Here is a 15,860-nt window from a genome sequence, read left to right on the forward strand (position 1 = left end):
TGGCCTGCTGTGCTAAACATTCCTGTAAGGGCTAAGAAATGACCTTTGTCAAAAAAGGAGCACCTCGGTATGATGGGTTTGTACACGGGTTCATAACCCAACCCCATCAAAGGAGGCGCTCTTACTATGAAGTTTAAGCAATCAGACGGACAAAATCAACGCATTGAACGAATCTCCACATCTCACCTTGTTGTAGGTATCGACATTGCAAAGGAAACTCATGTAGCACAAGCGACTAATTTTCGTGGCATCGTACTTACTAAGCGACATCTTACATTCCCAAATACACGTGAGGGTTTCGAAAAATTAGATCGATGGATGGATGGATTACAACAGAAACATCGATTAAAGGGACTCATCATCGGCATGGAGCCGACCGGACACTACGGGTTTAATCTGGCTAATTGGCTTGCCGACAAGGGCAAGCACGTTGTCATGGTGAATCCGGCCACCACCAAACGAAACAAGGAGAACCGCGATAATTCTCCCTCCAAAAGTGATCCGAAAGATGCGCTTGTCATCGCAGATGTGGTCAGCCGAGGCTACTACTATGAATACTCGCGACAGGCTACTGTCTTTCAAAGGTTGCGCACAATTATGAGTGACCGGGAATTTTGGGTGACGAATAGTGTACGGCTGCAGAACCGGATCATCCGCTGGTTAGACATTCGGTTCCCCGAGTATTTCTCGGTGTTTAAAAACTGGACCTACAAACGTTCCTTGACTACGCTTAAAGAATTCCCTTCTCCGCGGGATATAGAATCTCTGTCCGTCTCCGAGGTGATCACAGGATGGAAAAAGCATATGAAGCGAGCCGGTGGCTCCACTGGCATGCAGAAGGCTGCGCAGCTCATCGCTCAAGCTAAGCGAAGTGTAGGCGAAACGACTGCCCTCGATGAAGCGAAGCAGGATTTAGAGCGGCTATTACAAGAGTTCGAACGGATTGTTGAAATGCTAGATAGAATTGAACAGGATATAGAAGTGTTGCTCAGTGAAATTCCTATGGCCGATCATCTTCGATCCATCGGCCTAGGCACTATCTGCATTGCAGCCATTCTATCAGGTGCTGGCGACCTAACACAGTATGCCCATGGACGTCAGTTATTGCGTAAAGCAGGCTTAAACCTGGCTGAAAAAATGTCAGGAAAATATAAGGGTCAAATCATGCTCTCAAAAAGGGGCGATGCTACACTGCGGAAATATCTGTATCTGGCCACGCTCCAACTCGTTGGAAATCATGCTGTGTTCCGACAGCTGCATGAGCATAATGTTCAAGTCAAGAAAATGAAGAAGCAACAGTCGGTATTTAAACTGCTTGGAAAACTGGCACGAATCATCATTGGCATTGTTGGGCGGGGAGAAACTTTTTCTCCTGAAAAAGCGGCCCCTACTTGCACTCAAGCTGCTTAAGACTGAATAAACGATCACGTAAATTGACTCATTCGCAGGATTTTACAAAGAAAGCACGGAGGACCGAGTTACTGCCCGATAAGGGCTCAGACCCGTCAGCTAAACGTTATCGGTCTCCACGCCTTGGTCAGGTGTAACGAAGGAATGTAAGGGCAATGACCCGTTGAGCCATGGGATGGTGAACCGCCAAGGAAATTGTGGAGGATGCGTGCAGAAGAATATCACTTGGAGAAATGTTCCACACGCTTCTTCTGTTCCCGCATGCCCAAAACCGAAACAATGGTGTCTAATAAGCTTGCTTTCCGAACGACAACTGTTTTCCAAGGCGACGAAATCCTGCGAATGAGTGAGCATACGTGAGAAAATCCCTTAAAACCGAGGGACGGGCAGTATAGCGGAGTAAAGAATCTGTTGGAACGGTATAAGCCGACGGGTAAATACGGCTGTCTAGTTCTGAGAAATTTATGTACACGTATGATATGATTGCAAAAAGAAGGTGGATTCATGAAAGAAGGATGGGAACGAACGAAGCTGCCCATTTCTCTTGACCTTAGACAAATTAACTAATTTATTGGAGTTTAGGCATATAAACATTACTTGAATTTAACATTAGCGTCAAGCAAGATAGCATCCCAATTAAAATAAAACATAAAGGAGATAGAGATATGACGGAATTCTGGGAAACAAGTTTTATAGAAAAACAAACGATGTGGGGATTTGAACCTACAGACTCCGCAATCGTGACAAAGGACTTTTTCCTTGAAAGGAATGTTAAGGACATACTGGTACCAGGTATTGGATATGGCAGAAATGCAAAGGTTTTTATTGACAATGGAATAAAAGTAACAGGTATTGAGATTTCAAAAACAGCGATTGATTTAGCGAGGCAAAACGGGCTTGATATTAGTATTTTTCAGGGTTCAGTAACTGATATGCCTTTTGATAACAAACTCTATGACGGTATATTTTGCTATGCACTTATTCACTTATTGAATAATCGTGAGAGAGATAAGTTTATTAAAGATTGCTATAATCAGTTAAAGCCAAATGGATATATGATTTTTACGACTGTTTCAAAAAAAGCCCCAATGTTTGGAAAGGGCAAACAATTGGATAAAGACTATTTCGAGATAATGGAAGGCGTAAAAATGTTTTTTTATGATTCTGAATCCATAAAACAAGAATTTGAAAAATATGGACTGGTAGAGTTTTCAGAAATTGACGAGCCAAGTAAGAACATGAAAAATAAACCTCCAGTAAAATTTATAATTGTAAAATGTAAGAAAGAACTATAAATACACAGTTAGAGTCTCAACATTTTCAGTTAGCGGTAATTGTATTGGAGGGCTTTATTTGCATTTTTTTTAAGGAAACATGATTGAGCTAACGGAAACGATAGCTCCATAACAAAAGTGCAAGCAGGCTGCCAATGATAAACTCGGTGGTGGCCTGCTGTGCTAGACGGGCAGGAGTGTTGAATATGAACGCAACAAATACATGGAAAGTCTAAAGATTTATAATCATTTTTTCCTTAACTAATTGTACCTTCCGGCGATCGCTTTCACGCTCCAGTGCCGCCCAAGTAGCGAACATGTCACGTCGAATCATTCGCCCAAAGTAAAACCAGAAAAGTGGTACAAGAGGGCCGCTGACCCATACTGTCTTAGAACAGCGAATTCGTTCGTCGCCTAATGGCTCAAACACATTTTCACCGGCGATCTTCCCACCAGGCATGGGGCTCTCAGAAGCCCACATTTTCTGTTCAACTACTTTAGTGATTTTCCATGACGTTCCGGGGCCACCATTAGGTTTAGACCATCCTGTCGTTCCAACTGCGAAAGATCCGTCTAGTCGAGCCTCTTGTTCATGCGGATCCCAGGTCGGCCAATTATCAACGTCAATAACTACGGCCCATACTGAACTAAGGTCACCTTTAATTATCGTTTCTGCTGCAATCTTGTACATAAAAAATTCCTCCTAGTTTCCATAATCGTTCATACATGTGGGAGCAACATCCAAAACCTACTGCCGTCAATGCTCGCTTTACGTGATGATTTGTAACTTCTGGTTCCATTATTTTGACAATAAAAAGGTCGGTAACACTCTATAAGGTAAGTATAATGTAGACCTACTGACAACAGTGTGTCAGTAGCGTTTCGATTTAACAATAAAAGTTTTGTCATTGAAATAACGGGCAACATAGTTCCAGAACGCAAATAAAGGGTTTTGGGCAATTATGTAGAAGAGTTTGAGGAAAAGATATCCAAGATTGGTGTTACTTGATTTTGAAACTTTCTTTTGAAAAATTCGAAGCCGCCCATAATTATTTAATGAAAAACGGGAGAGATCTGGAACAAGAATTATTTCGATTTTACTTCGAAAACGGTTCTCTTCAAACTTTACTTGACGTCTTGAGTAGCTATCAGGGCGAAGATGGTGGATTCAAAAATATGGGCGAAGGAAACCCCATTTCTACAAATGCAATGGATACCAGCATGGCTTTCCAATATCTTAGTGAAGTTGTAACTTATGCAAAAAGCTATCGGGTACGAGTTTGATTAACGGAGAACCGATAGTGATATGAGCAGATGGCTGCAGCTGTCTGCTTTTTCAATGAACAAACGGGTAGGTTATTCAATAGCAACATGGTATGAACAAAAATGATATATTATCAGGTGATATCAATTTTATATAAAATTAGAACTGGACGGTGTTACTAATGACTAACGAGTATCAGTTGGCTCAGATTAATATTGCAAAAGCGATTGCTCCACTTGATCATCCCACGATGAAAGGTTTTGTCGATCAACTGGATTACAATAATGAATTGGCTGATAAAAGCCCTGGATTTGTATGGCGGTTACAAACGGAAGATGGAGATGCAACTGCATTTAAGGTATTCGACGATCCACTTATTATCGTTAATATGTCAGTATGGGAGTCTTTGGAATCGCTAAAGGCGTATGTTTACTTCGGTGATCATGTTGAGGCATTCAAGAAACGGAAAAACTGGTTTGAAAAGTTGGACTTTCCTTCATTAGCGTTATGGTGGGTTCCAAAAGGTCAAATACCAAAGTTGAAATCAGCTAAAGAAAAGTTGGAATTACTCAAATTACAGGGACCTACCCCCAATGCATTTACGTTTACCCGACCATTTCCACCACAAGAATAGTATTCAGAGAGATAGTACGTTATTTGGAAACAAAATATCTTTGCTTCAGCTAACGGGTACTATTGCACCACAACGATAAGCATAAAAAGGAGCAATTTAGCGATGTATGAACATCTCGTTGTATTCAAGTTTTATACTAATGTCACGCCAGCCAAGCATCAGGAATTGCTGGATCAATTGCTCACGTTTCGGGATCGTATCCCCGGGATATTCGATATAAGTGCAGGCATCAATGTAACTGAAGAAACGGAAAATATCAAGGGCTACACGCTCGGATTACGGGTTACATTCGAAGACCTTGCTTCGCTGCGTTCATATGGTCCGCATCCTGTTCATCAGGAATTTGTTAAATCGCTGGATGGTATACTGGAAAATGTTATTGTAGTTGATTACCCAAAGGTTTAAGCAATCAGTACGAGGCTGCCGGAAGATCGGCAGCTTCGTTGCGTTAACGGGCAGGATAGCTCCATAACGAAGATCAAGCAGGCTGCTGGTGATAAACTCGGTGGCCCTGCTGTGCTCCCTCGAATATAAATGCTGGTGCGAATGTCAGTTCCGTAAAATTGACGGTATATGTTAAACGCAGGATACAAAAGTAGGTGTTCCTACTAATCTACTTGAAGAAAGTTACTTATACATATCAATTGTGACCTCGCCATGTTCCCTCTAAGGTGCTACCCAGAATGGGTACGACAGTTTGTGATGCGCCTTGATGGTTGGAGTCAGACTAACAGTTGGGCTCTAATGGCACCACAAATGAAGATAGACAATTTTATTTGCAAAAAAATAAGACCGGGGGATATACCCTCACCGGTCTTACTGGTTACTTACTTTGTTTGAATTGTTGCGCCTTGGTCATTAGTACTTACAGTAAGATTTGGCAAATCTACAAGCGATTTTGCTGAAATGTAACCATGGCTGCTTGAGCTGTCCCAAATTGCATCCTTCAGTGTAATAGATTGTCCATCTATTGAAGCTTGATTGGAGTACAATTTAAGTCCTACTGAATGTCCATTGTATTGAAGTGTTATCGTTTGTGTATTGCTATCATAAGACACAGTGGCATTCAGGTTACGCGCAAGATCTACGATTGGAATCATTATGCTGCTATCTTTTACAAATGCATTTTCTTCGTTTAGCCCATGTGCTAGAAGGGCATTGTTAAATTGAACTTTAGCAGGTGTTCCCCAAGGAGATACCGCCTTGCTATTATCATCTTGATACATATAAGGTGTGAAGTTTGGATTGTTAAAATCAAACATGTCCGTTAAATTGTTGGCAGCAGCATCACGGTTGTTTAAAGCTGGCAAATTGTAGTTTGTTTCAAGGAACTTCAAAATGGAGGTATGATCGTATTGCACATGGCTGACATAATTTTGCTTTGCATAAGGTGAAATAACTAGTGCCGGTACACGCGGGCCGTTTCCAACCAATCCGTCCGCTGTTGTAACTGCCGCCGGTGGAGCTATATGGTCGTAAAAACCGCCACCCTCGTCGTAAGTGATAATAATAGCCGTGTCTTTCCAGTAAGGACTATTCATGATCTGATTAATGGTTTTAACGGTAAAATCCTCTGCGGATGGAGTACTTTGATTTCCGAGGCCCGGATGCTCATCGTCACCATATCCAGCTTTTACAAAACTGACTTGCGGCAGAGTTCCATTTACAACATCTGTACTAAAATTATTATAGTCTTTTAAGTTATTGTCATATTTTCCGTTCTCATAGTTTTGAAAATATTGGAACGGATTGTGGTGCGGTGAATATTTCAGTGCCTCAGGTGAAACTGTTGAAAGGATATTTTTGTCCAAAGCAGGTTTGGTTGCATTTGTTGCTGCTTTTGCTGCATCCCAGCCTCCTGAATACCACGCCCAGGATTGTTTCGAGCCAGTCAACTCATCCCCAATGTTTTTGTACGTGAGATTATATGTAAGTCCAGCAGAGTTATCTCCACCAAATGGACCATTTTTAGGAGTTGGGTCACCGGTGATTTGTGAATTAGGATCCTTATTGCTGGCCGCGGCAGACCCATTACCGGATTGCGCTGCTATAAGATAAAAAGCACCTGGTGTGGATGGACCCGAAATCGGTTGGAAATAATTATCAGCTAATGCATAATGCTGAGCATACTGCCAGTAAGCTGGGATTTCATTGTAGTCGAAGTACGACATGGACAATTTTCCGCGGGTGGGGTTTAAAGTTGTCCCTTTGGAATTCATAGTATAAAACTTGTCCATTTTTCCGCTGTTTACCATCGTGATCATGTCTGCATAATTATGGTTGACGTCCACTTGTTGAATATTAGCTTTTCCTGCATCGTGCCAAGGGTAAACCGGATTGCCGTTATCATCCGGATTGTAGACATTGCAGCTCACATCTCTTGCCGTATTACCGATTACATATTTAAAGTTTCTTACATCTTGAGGTGTGCTGCTGAGTGGATTAAAGCCCGGTGCATAAGGATACGTACCAAAGTAGTTGTCAAAAGATCGGTTCTCTTGGAAAATAACAACTGTGTGTTTAATAGGTGAAGAAGTGGTGGGAGACGACTCTGCGGACGCCAATGTAGCAAATGGTGCGGCTGCTAACAAAAGAGCGCTTGTAGATGTAACTAAACAACGAAAAATATTTTTCAAATTGAGTTTACCTCCTTAAATTTTATGTAAATAATGATACTCTAGCAATTATAAGAAAACATTAAATAATTATTTTTTTTATGTAAATTGAACTGGATTCTTTCAGGAGCAAGATTAAAAGAATGGAATTTCAAAGGTAATGGCGATGATATATTACATAGTGAAAGTAGTACTAACAACAATTTATGTCGGAGGACAAGAACATAACTTGAAAATAAAGTCTTAGACCATTAAGCTAACGGGCAGCATAGTTGAATAAGAATCCATGGTAAAATGAAGTACTTACTAGGGAATTTTATATAGTAGTGGTGTGAGGTTGAAATATCGTAAAGCAAATGTTAATGATATTGATGAATTGATTGGTTTAAGGAAAAAACAATTAATTGATGAGGGAATAGTACCTAATATTCTTCTGTAGAAGGTTAGTTCCAAATCGTGCCGCAATAACGGATTTGTCAAATCTGAGCCGGAAAATAGCCCTTTCGAGTTATTCTTCTTTGTCCCAGGTTATAGTAGATTGAGGGTGGTGGCGTGAAAAAAACTATTTCAGAAAGATAGGGTGATGATGTGAAAAGAAATTTTATTATCGTAGGTGTGTTGATGTCTTTGTTATTGATTTTTTCTCAATCTGTCTATGCTCATTCCACAGTCGTGAACTCAGAACCAAAGAGTGATGCCTTATTAACCACATCTCCCCAGCAGGTAAAGATCTTATTTAACGAACAAATTACAGCTGCTACTATTCCTGTTACTGTAACCGATGAAAACGGAGATCGCGTGGATCTGAATGATGGTGCTGTTTCCAAAGAAAATGTAGATATGTTGCAAGTAAGCTTGAACTCCCCACTTAAGCCGGGAATATATCAAGTTAATTGGTCGATCATTGCGGATGATGGTGATCCTGTTAAAGGTAATTTTAAGTTTACGGTTGGTAACGCTAGTTCTACGGAAAAACAACAAGACGACGTTGGGGTAAAAGTCGATGGTACATTAAAAGTATTTCCGGATGCAAAGCCTTACGTTGATCAGGATAGCGGGCACACAATGGTTCCTGTACGATTTGTGAGTGAAGCATTAGGTGCTGATGTAGCCATGGATAAAGATAATACTACAGTGAAGATAACGCGAAATGGGAAACAGATTAGCTTAATGACTGGGTCAAACACTGCAATAGTTGATGGCAATACTGTTGCTTTGGATACTGGAGCTGTATTAAAAGATAGCCGGCTTTTTGTACCAGTTCGATTTATCAGTGAGAGCTTTGGGGTACGAGTGGACTGGGATGCTGACACACGTACAGTTCTGATCAATACAAAATAAAGGAAGTTCGATTAAAACTAAATTCGAGTCTGTGTAACTTCAATTTATGTGGATTCTATACTACATGGGCTACTGTGTACTTTTGAACTGAACACCTATTTTTATGCAAATGTCATCTAAACAGGAGGATCCGCGACAGCGGGTCCTCTTTGTACTTCATCACAAAATAAATGTTTTTGTACATATGCCTAAAAACGTAAAGGTCTTCTTTTATTTTTATGGATACATCCGCACAACCGCTAACATTTTAAAACTTACTCATTATAATCTCATCTAAATCTCATTTTCCATTAAGCTTATCTTCAGAAATTATGGTTACCCTAAACAATGTAAGATAAATTTGGAAAACAAGGTGGTATGAGACTGTGAAATCGATTCGTAAGAAAATCGTTGTGGGCACCGTAGCAGCAAGTTTGATATTTGGAGGTGGCCTGATCGTAATGCCACATAATCAGTCATTCGCGGCAGTTACAGGAACTTCTACCGCAAACACGACAATAACAACAACAGACGACCAAGAGACAGCCGATGATGGAGGACCGATAGCAGATGACCAAAATAAAGAAGCCGCTGATTTAAGTCAAGTCGCTCTGCAGAAGCAAGCCAAAATTACAAAAGAGCAAAGCACCACCATTGCTACGGCACAAGTTCAAGGAACCGTAAAAGATGTTCAACTGGAAGATGAAAATGGCACAGCTGTATACAATGTACAGATTCAAGACAGCAATGGTCGAATCACGGAAGTTAATGTAGATGCTGCGACTGGAAAAATCAATAAACAGGAACAAGCAGATAATAAGCAAGAAGGTCAAGATAAGGAAACGAATGACGATCAACTACAATAAGGGCTTGGACTCCGACAATATTTAACGAAAGAAGTAAACTGTTTGTGCTATACTTTCCTTAAAGGAGCCAGCACCTTTGTTGGCACTTACAAAACGAGAAAGGAAACAAATCAACATGAAGAAGTTACTCGTATTAGGGCTTTCCGCTTGTTTACTATTTAGTTTCACAAGCTCTGCTTTTGCTGCTACTAAAACTACCGTTCAAACTAAACACACCGTAACTCATGCTAAGAAAAAGGATACAATAGCTAAGAAAACTACTAAGGCTAACTCTAAAAAGTACGCTGTGAGTAAAATTAAAAAGGCAAAGGCTGTACATAAAAAAACAACAAAGACTGCAAAAACAGCGTAATGCATAAAGTTGAATATCAAATTTTGGAGTCGCGGACCAGTATCGCGGCTTTTTATTTTACATATCGAAGACATTACATGAAATTTGGGGAGCGGTTCATTAGAATTAACAAAAAACGTTGAATAGGATTTTGTCACTTGTTACGCTAGCCATGGGATGGTGAATTTCCAGGGATTTTGTGGAGTATACGTGCAGTAGAAAAAGGCTTTAAGGAAATGTTCCAGCCATTTCTTCTATTCCCGTATGCCCAAAAATGTAACGGCGGGCTCTCATCAGCTTACATCCCTAACGATCACTGTATCCAATGGTGATGAAATCCTGCGAATGAGTGAGTATACGTGAGAGAACCCCTTAAAACCGAGGGACGGGTACGATAGCATCATTACGAACAGGCTGCCGGCATCATCGGTAGCCTACTCAACTATCAGGCAGTAATGCACAATAATACCTTGACTTGAATTAATTCTCCTAATATAATTTAGTAAATATTTGGTATGTGTAACTGGCGTAAACGTGGATAACCACGAGGAAACACATATTTATATGCCGTACGCCTGGGCAAAGTATTTGGTCAAATCTGATCGAATGCTTTTTTTGTTTTTGGTTGGAGGTGAAAGAGATGGATATTTCAGCAATCGTTCTTGATCTTGATGGGACTCTATTAAATTCAAGTAAGAAAGTGTCCGAGCGAAATTTGGATGCAGTTTTAAGATGCAGCCATAACGGAATGAAGATCATTGTTGCAACAGCCAGACCACCTAGATCAGTTCGGGCATTACTACCGATTGAACTGTTAGATATATCCTCATTTGTATTTTATAATGGCGCATTGATCGTGGATGTAAAGGCGGGACTAGAAGAACACATACCCATTGACAGAACAACTACAGAAGATATATTGGATTATTGTTCAGTGAAGCTGCCAGATTGTGTAATAAGCCTTGAAGTTAAAGACCATTGGTACTCTAACCATAAAATCCTGGATAATGCCGTGTATAACCCTTTATTCCATCCAATAGTATGTGAGTATAGGGAGTTAAAGCAGCATTTAGCAACAAAGATATTAATAACTGATTTCGGTGAGCCAAAGGAATTACGTCTATTATTCGAAGAAAAAGTTAATTATTTATTAACTGACAAAGGGAAACTTGTTCAGATGATGAATAAATCAGTTTCTAAGGCTACTGGAATACTAAAACTAATTAGTCATTATGGCATTAACACTTCCCAAATTATCGTTTTTGGTGATGATTACAACGACATTGAAATGTTTAAGATATCAGCATATTCGGTTGCGATGTTGAATGCAGTCGATGAGTTAAAGAACTTAGCAGATGAAATAACGGATACAAATGATAATGATGGTGTAGCGCAAATACTTGAAATGATTTTGAGGGGAGTTCGATAGTTACTTTTGAAAATGAGTTGTTTCATAACCCGTATCCAGGTAGGACTATCATAATTGGCATGACGGCGTGGCTTTTTTGTGTACTATTTCTGTAAGGGCATTCTATAGTCACAATTGCTAAAATTAACCATCATGGTGGCAAATCATTTTTTACATTGTTTTGTTTCGTGTTCCACATCGTCAAAATGATTGGGAGAAGGAAGTCGTGATGTGGCGGTTTGGCCTTTGAGCACAGTGGTGAGGAACGGACGCAGAGGGAAATTGCTAAGGAGCTGGGAATTTCTCGATCGTATGTGTCAAGAATAGAGAACCGGGCACTGATGGAGCTATACCATGAGTTTTATAAGGCGAAGCGGTAGTTTATAGTAGCGCTCACAAGACGTGAGGGTTCAAATCCCTTCGACCGCATCCTATTGATTAAACGATAAATGCCCTGAATAATAAGGCTTTTTTTGAGGTTCTGGTGTAACGATATAGGTGCTATTTATTTATAGATGCTCTACCTCCACCGATACAACATGATCAATGCGTTTAATAAAATAATAGATCTCGCTTGTAAATTGTTTCTCAGGTGCGGCTAGAATTAATTCGACTTGTTGGAAGCTTGAATCCAAATCTTTAATTTTCAAATGTCTAATATCCATTACCTTTTGATTGTGTTCTATTCCTGTTTGCTCCTTACCCTCAATGGTTTTGATCAGATCGGTTAGTTTGTAATTGGCTTCCATGACAATTTTTACGGATACATCCCGCTGGCTTAATTTGACCGGACCCAACCGTTTAATCGCATGAGGCAATACATTAACGGCTAGTAAAAGAAGACCAGCTACGTACAACGCTTCTAAATAAAAGCCTGCGCCAACTGCGATACCGAGACCGGAAGCGGCCCAGATCATGGCTGCAGAAGTAAGCCCAGAAATCACATCATTGTTTCTTCTCAAAATAATTCCGGCGCCTAAGAAACCTACTCCGCTTACAATTTGTGCTGCTAAACGCATGGGATCCCGGTTGGTAAGCCCAAGGACAGCAAACTTCGTTACCGATTCTATAGATATGACCGTAATTAAACAACTAGCAACACAAATGACCATGGTCGTATTAATATCCAGTCGCTTGTGTTTGAGTTGCCGGTCTATACCGATAAGCAATCCTAAAAACAGGGCAAAGGTTAGTTTAATGTAAAGTTCAAAATTCATGGGCATCACCTCTACTATATCATGTCAAGATTTCCCTATTTTTATAAGCGAATACTTAATTAGGTTCCGGTACACTGGTGTTGAATGGATCAAAAAATATTTAGGTATTGGGATAGGAAGGAAAAGAAAAAAAGGAAACCGAATATCATACTGACAAGTAGTTTCATTATTAGCAAGTTGGCAAATTGAACAGGATTACGGGACGATTTCTTTTGAATGAAAAGGACGGACAAATGTTCATTTGCATGCCAATGTAATCATTAAAGAATTTGATGATGCCACTCAGCTTGATGCGATTAAAATCATTGACATGGGATTGGGGCATAGTGTAATTATTGTTGGATTTGGAAATTGTTTGTGGTAAGGGGAATTTTCAAGTGAAAATTTTCCGAAATGGGGAAAGGAGGCTGAAGCATGGAAGCTAGATCCAGTTTTCACCATTCTTTAGATGAATTGCAGCGAAAATTGCTTGATATGGGAGCAAGTGTGAAGCATATGATCCATTCAGCCGGGGAGTCCCTAGCTCGTCACGACGATAAGTTGGCGAATGACGTTATTGATAGCGATGATAAAATTGATGAGTCGTTGCAACATATTGAAGAACTATGCTTGCAATTGATCGCCCTGCAGCAGCCGATGGCCAGCGACCTTCGTATTATTGGAACGGCACTGAAGATTTCCACAGACTTGGAACGTATCGCTGACCATGCTGTCGATATTGCAAAGATTACCATTCGATTGAGTGGCGAAGAACTGGTAAAACCGCTGGAAGACATTCCCCGAATGGTAAATCTGGCTAAGGAAATGCTGTTGGAGAGTTTGTTGTCTTACACGGAGCGAAACGTGCATCGTGCCGCCGCACTCTCGGAGAAGGAAGAGCAAGTCGATACACTTTACAGCAGCATCATGTCCGAAATGGTTGAATTAATGAGTTCTGAAACAGCGAAAAAAAACCGTCAACTAACCCATTTGATTTTGGTAGCACATCACTTAGAAAGAGTTGCGGACCATATAACCAATATTGGTGAAGGGGTCATCTACATGGTAACAGGAACAAGAAAAGTTTTGAACATTTGAATGCGAAATCAAGAATGAGATTGTGAAAAAAGAAGGAAGGATCTTGCCTTGCATATCTCGAGTACAAGTACCCTGAACCTTTAATTTCCGCACATTTATACGATGTTGCTATATAAACAACGAAGAAGATCACTAACGGGTGCCGTTTTGAGGTGCAAAAGTACGAAATGACACTTCTATCGACAGGGATAATTGGCAACATTTTTGAATTAAAACTGAAAAAATGGCGGCCGAATTGGTCGCCATTTTGTATGTGTGAATCTAATATGTTCAAAAAGTTGAAACTATAATATGATTAACCGCGTCTTAAAAGAAGGCTGTTTTCGCGTGGTCGTCAAATTTTACGACTGTTCAGTTTCTAAAAGAAATGGCTTAGGAGAGAGACTATATGAAAAAACTGTATAGATTAGGAATTATCCTGTTGATTTCATGGGCTTTTATCGTAGCCTTTGGTTTCATGTCATTAAATTACAAACAAGAAGGTTTGCTAACGCTCATAGTTAAATCTCTTTATATTGGCATCATATTTATTCCATTCCTTCTTTGCTTTTTCGTTCATTTATTACAAAGCAAGAAAGCATTGACAATATTATTGCTATTTAGCAACAATATTTACGAAAACAGCGTAAAAGAAAAACATTATTGGCCACGTTGGATCAGTCCCTGCGAATATTCCAATTGAATTATGCGGAGAAGAAATAGTTTGTGCAAATCCTGGTATATTTGATGAACTTCTCTCTTTACTACGTTCAAGAAATTGCTGACAGCTAGTGGACATTTTATTTATCTCACGGGTGATTAGTTAAGTTTCTTCATGTTGTGGAAGGAAAGGGCTATCTTTAGGGTAGCCGTCCTTTAACCTCGCGGTTTGAACTCCCATGAAAATTAAATCCGCGAAAAACCTCAAAAAGACAATAATAAATTAGACCTAGCCGAATGATTTTTTAAAAAAAGGCTGTGCCTGAGAAGAGATATGAAATTAAAGTACCAAATACCATTCAAGGCTGAAAATGAAAATGAGGCTGGTGCAGCAACCAGAGTAGGATTAATCTCCCATGAGTGCTTCCCAAAAGGGAGCGACAATCTGTGATGCACCGTGGTCGTTGGAGTCAGACTAACGGATGGGCTCTATGGCACCATAGTTCATCGACCTTCCTCTCCCAGCCATAGTAGCAGTATTGACGGATTCTAACCATTTTCATCATCTGTGGTGCAGTGCTTGCGCTGCATGATTGACTAACGGGAAACGATAGCTTAATTGTGGTTTGCTTTTGGTAGCTGCTTTTTTTTGCGAACGGGTAGTATAGATGATTTTTAACATTGTTGTTGGAAAAATTTAGAAGAGGTACAATAAAGTCAGAAAACAATACCCAAAGATACATATGATCGGAGGAACAGTGAATGAGTCTGCTTTCCATGAAAGACATCTATTTGCCAGTAACTGACCTTGAACGTTCGATCAAGTGGTTCAAAAACATATTCGACGTTCGGTTCGCATGGGTTGATGATAAGAAAGGAAAAATCAACTTTGCTAACGATACTTCGATCGTTTTGGTAGAGTCGAATCAGCTTAATGAGTATACGCATATCCCATTTAATTTAGAGTCTCAAAATATGGTTAAGTCACGTTCAATGTTAATCGAAAAAGAGGTAAGAACTAAGTCATCCATTTCAGACGGTTTTCATTGTTTGGATTTTTTTGACCCCGACGGGAATAGACTTGGTCTTGTTGGTGCCGAGATCCCCAATAAATTAGATCAACACCAAAAAGTAGCTATATGTGCTACATTTTTGGCTGTAAGAAACATCGATAAGGCAATCGATTGGTATAGTGAAATATTTGGTCTTTCCTTTAGAAGTTGGTCGTTTAGAGGTGGAGCTGGTTACAACAGCCATACATATGAACATGATTTGACGATAAATTATGCGGCCTCCAATTTTCCTCATTGGGGAGGCATAACTCTGGTTGAAACCCCAAAAGTGAATCCATTAGTACATATTCCATATATTATACAAACATCGGACGCACTGGCCTTATATAATAAACTACAAATAAAAGACATTAACATTGGCAAGCTTCAGCGTGATAACGGCACCAATTATTTTGAGTTTGTAGACATTGAAGGCAATCAAATAGGGATTAGCGATGAGCTAAATTAAACGATTGTTACTACGCTAACGGAAACGATAGTACAATAAAGGCCGTCGCGGTGGCCAGCCTTTTAAAGCGCATTATGTTGGTTGTTTCAGTCGTCAAGTCATCAGGGTCAGGAAAAAATAGGTGTTATCCACCGCCGAATCGAGGATCATGAATGTCCGTAATGAACAACTCTATTCAAACTCCCTTTGATGGAGGTGACATCCGCCGTTTGAGCTAGGAATCATTTCGAAACATGATATAAAACAAAGTGTACATGATGAAGCAATTCATCAGAGAAATCGAA

The 15,860-nt window shown here is 40.0% G+C and carries 15 protein-coding genes, 1 pseudogene and 1 riboswitch; of the genes and pseudogenes, 13 read left to right on the forward strand and 3 right to left on the reverse strand.

What is annotated here, in order from left to right:
* The first annotated feature begins 126 nt into the window (after positions 1-126).
* The gene (locus BLV33_RS19385) at positions 127-1,410 is read left to right on the forward strand and encodes an IS110 family RNA-guided transposase (protein ID WP_090795324.1); all 1,284 of its coding nucleotides are present in this window, start codon (positions 127-129) and stop codon (positions 1,408-1,410) included.
* A 665-nt stretch (positions 1,411-2,075) separates the two neighbouring features.
* Positions 2,076-2,705 (forward strand): class I SAM-dependent methyltransferase, encoded by a 630-nt coding sequence (locus tag BLV33_RS19390; RefSeq protein WP_090795327.1) that lies wholly within the window; start codon positions 2,076-2,078, stop codon positions 2,703-2,705.
* Positions 2,706-2,916: 211 nt separating this feature from the next.
* On the opposite strand, the gene BLV33_RS19395 is transcribed toward BLV33_RS19390, so the two are convergent.
* Positions 2,917-3,375 carry an SRPBCC family protein gene (locus BLV33_RS19395; RefSeq protein WP_090795330.1) on the reverse strand — a complete coding sequence of 153 codons (459 nt, stop codon included), beginning with the start codon at positions 3,373-3,375 and terminating at the stop codon, positions 2,917-2,919.
* Between the two features lie 320 nt (positions 3,376-3,695).
* Here BLV33_RS19395 and BLV33_RS19400 point away from each other — a divergent pair, with 320 nt between their 5' ends.
* The 3 genes from BLV33_RS19400 to BLV33_RS19410 all read left to right on the forward strand — a co-directional run bounded on the left by BLV33_RS19400 (position 3,696) and on the right by BLV33_RS19410 (position 4,987).
* Entirely contained in the window at positions 3,696-3,968 is a 273-nt protein-coding gene (locus BLV33_RS19400; protein ID WP_090795334.1) for a hypothetical protein, read from the forward strand.
* A gap of 161 nt (positions 3,969-4,129) precedes the next feature.
* Positions 4,130-4,582: a DUF3291 domain-containing protein gene (locus tag BLV33_RS19405; RefSeq protein ID WP_090795338.1), complete on the forward strand. Its 453-nt coding sequence runs from the start codon at positions 4,130-4,132 to the stop codon at positions 4,580-4,582.
* Positions 4,583-4,684: 102 nt separating this feature from the next.
* Positions 4,685-4,987 carry a Dabb family protein gene (locus BLV33_RS19410; RefSeq protein WP_090795341.1) on the forward strand — a complete coding sequence of 101 codons (303 nt, stop codon included), beginning with the start codon at positions 4,685-4,687 and terminating at the stop codon, positions 4,985-4,987.
* Positions 4,988-5,409: 422 nt separating this feature from the next.
* Here BLV33_RS19410 and BLV33_RS19415 read toward each other — a convergent pair whose 3' ends face one another.
* Positions 5,410-7,218 (reverse strand): alkaline phosphatase family protein, encoded by a 1,809-nt coding sequence (locus BLV33_RS19415; protein ID WP_090795343.1) that lies wholly within the window; start codon positions 7,216-7,218, stop codon positions 5,410-5,412.
* 567 nt (positions 7,219-7,785) lie between these two features.
* Between BLV33_RS19415 and BLV33_RS19425 the strand changes: the two genes are divergently transcribed.
* From BLV33_RS19425 to BLV33_RS19445, 5 genes and pseudogenes are all read left to right on the forward strand, one after another.
* Positions 7,786-8,538 (forward strand): stalk domain-containing protein, encoded by a 753-nt coding sequence (locus BLV33_RS19425; RefSeq protein ID WP_139305774.1) that lies wholly within the window; start codon positions 7,786-7,788, stop codon positions 8,536-8,538.
* A 365-nt stretch (positions 8,539-8,903) separates the two neighbouring features.
* On the forward strand, positions 8,904-9,383 hold the full coding sequence (locus BLV33_RS19430) for a PepSY domain-containing protein (RefSeq protein WP_090795348.1): 480 nt from the start codon (positions 8,904-8,906) through the stop codon (positions 9,381-9,383).
* A 79-nt stretch (positions 9,384-9,462) separates the two neighbouring features.
* Positions 9,463-9,735, forward strand: coding sequence for a hypothetical protein (locus BLV33_RS19435; RefSeq protein WP_139305775.1), 273 nt, complete (start codon positions 9,463-9,465; stop codon positions 9,733-9,735).
* A 488-nt stretch (positions 9,736-10,223) separates the two neighbouring features.
* A riboswitch (ZMP/ZTP riboswitch) is annotated at positions 10,224-10,302 on the forward strand.
* Positions 10,303-10,354: 52 nt separating this feature from the next.
* Positions 10,355-11,143: an HAD family hydrolase gene (locus BLV33_RS19440; RefSeq protein WP_090795353.1), complete on the forward strand. Its 789-nt coding sequence runs from the start codon at positions 10,355-10,357 to the stop codon at positions 11,141-11,143.
* A gap of 236 nt (positions 11,144-11,379) precedes the next feature.
* Positions 11,380-11,502: pseudogene (locus BLV33_RS19445) on the forward strand (sigma factor-like helix-turn-helix DNA-binding protein); the annotation flags it as partial.
* A 129-nt stretch (positions 11,503-11,631) separates the two neighbouring features.
* Here the strand turns inward: BLV33_RS19445 and BLV33_RS19450 are convergent.
* Positions 11,632-12,339, reverse strand: a complete 708-nt coding sequence (locus BLV33_RS19450) for an MgtC/SapB family protein (RefSeq protein ID WP_090795356.1) — start codon at positions 12,337-12,339, stop codon at positions 11,632-11,634.
* 414 nt (positions 12,340-12,753) lie between these two features.
* Here BLV33_RS19450 and phoU point away from each other — a divergent pair, with 414 nt between their 5' ends.
* From phoU to BLV33_RS19465, 3 genes are all read left to right on the forward strand, one after another.
* Positions 12,754-13,416 (forward strand): phosphate signaling complex protein PhoU, encoded by a 663-nt coding sequence (gene phoU, locus BLV33_RS19455; protein ID WP_090795358.1) that lies wholly within the window; start codon positions 12,754-12,756, stop codon positions 13,414-13,416.
* 388 nt (positions 13,417-13,804) lie between these two features.
* Positions 13,805-14,098, forward strand: a complete 294-nt coding sequence (locus tag BLV33_RS19460) for a hypothetical protein (protein WP_090795361.1) — start codon at positions 13,805-13,807, stop codon at positions 14,096-14,098.
* A gap of 719 nt (positions 14,099-14,817) precedes the next feature.
* On the forward strand, positions 14,818-15,576 hold the full coding sequence (locus BLV33_RS19465; RefSeq protein WP_090795363.1) for a VOC family protein: 759 nt from the start codon (positions 14,818-14,820) through the stop codon (positions 15,574-15,576).
* The last annotated feature ends 284 nt before the right edge of the window (positions 15,577-15,860 follow it).

The organism is Paenibacillus sp. GP183, assembly GCF_900104695.1.
Lineage (GTDB): Bacteria > Bacillota > Bacilli > Paenibacillales > NBRC-103111 > Paenibacillus_AI.

Bases quoted from the DNA above. Each gene is read 5' to 3' on its own strand.
- BLV33_RS19395 (WP_090795330.1), bottom strand. From the start codon at position 3,375: ATGTACAAGATTGCAGCAGAAACGATAATTAAAGGTGACCTTAGTTCA.
- BLV33_RS19440 (WP_090795353.1), top strand. From the start codon at position 10,355: ATGGATATTTCAGCAATCGTTCTTGATCTTGATGGGACTCTATTAAAT.
- BLV33_RS19385 (WP_090795324.1), top strand. From the start codon at position 127: ATGAAGTTTAAGCAATCAGACGGACAAAATCAACGCATTGAACGAATC.
- BLV33_RS19460 (WP_090795361.1), top strand. From the start codon at position 13,805: ATGAAAAAACTGTATAGATTAGGAATTATCCTGTTGATTTCATGGGCT.
- BLV33_RS19410 (WP_090795341.1), top strand. From the start codon at position 4,685: ATGTATGAACATCTCGTTGTATTCAAGTTTTATACTAATGTCACGCCA.
- phoU (WP_090795358.1), top strand. From the start codon at position 12,754: ATGGAAGCTAGATCCAGTTTTCACCATTCTTTAGATGAATTGCAGCGA.
- BLV33_RS19450 (WP_090795356.1), bottom strand. From the start codon at position 12,339: ATGAATTTTGAACTTTACATTAAACTAACCTTTGCCCTGTTTTTAGGA.
- BLV33_RS19465 (WP_090795363.1), top strand. From the start codon at position 14,818: ATGAGTCTGCTTTCCATGAAAGACATCTATTTGCCAGTAACTGACCTT.
- BLV33_RS19390 (WP_090795327.1), top strand. From the start codon at position 2,076: ATGACGGAATTCTGGGAAACAAGTTTTATAGAAAAACAAACGATGTGG.
- BLV33_RS19405 (WP_090795338.1), top strand. From the start codon at position 4,130: ATGACTAACGAGTATCAGTTGGCTCAGATTAATATTGCAAAAGCGATT.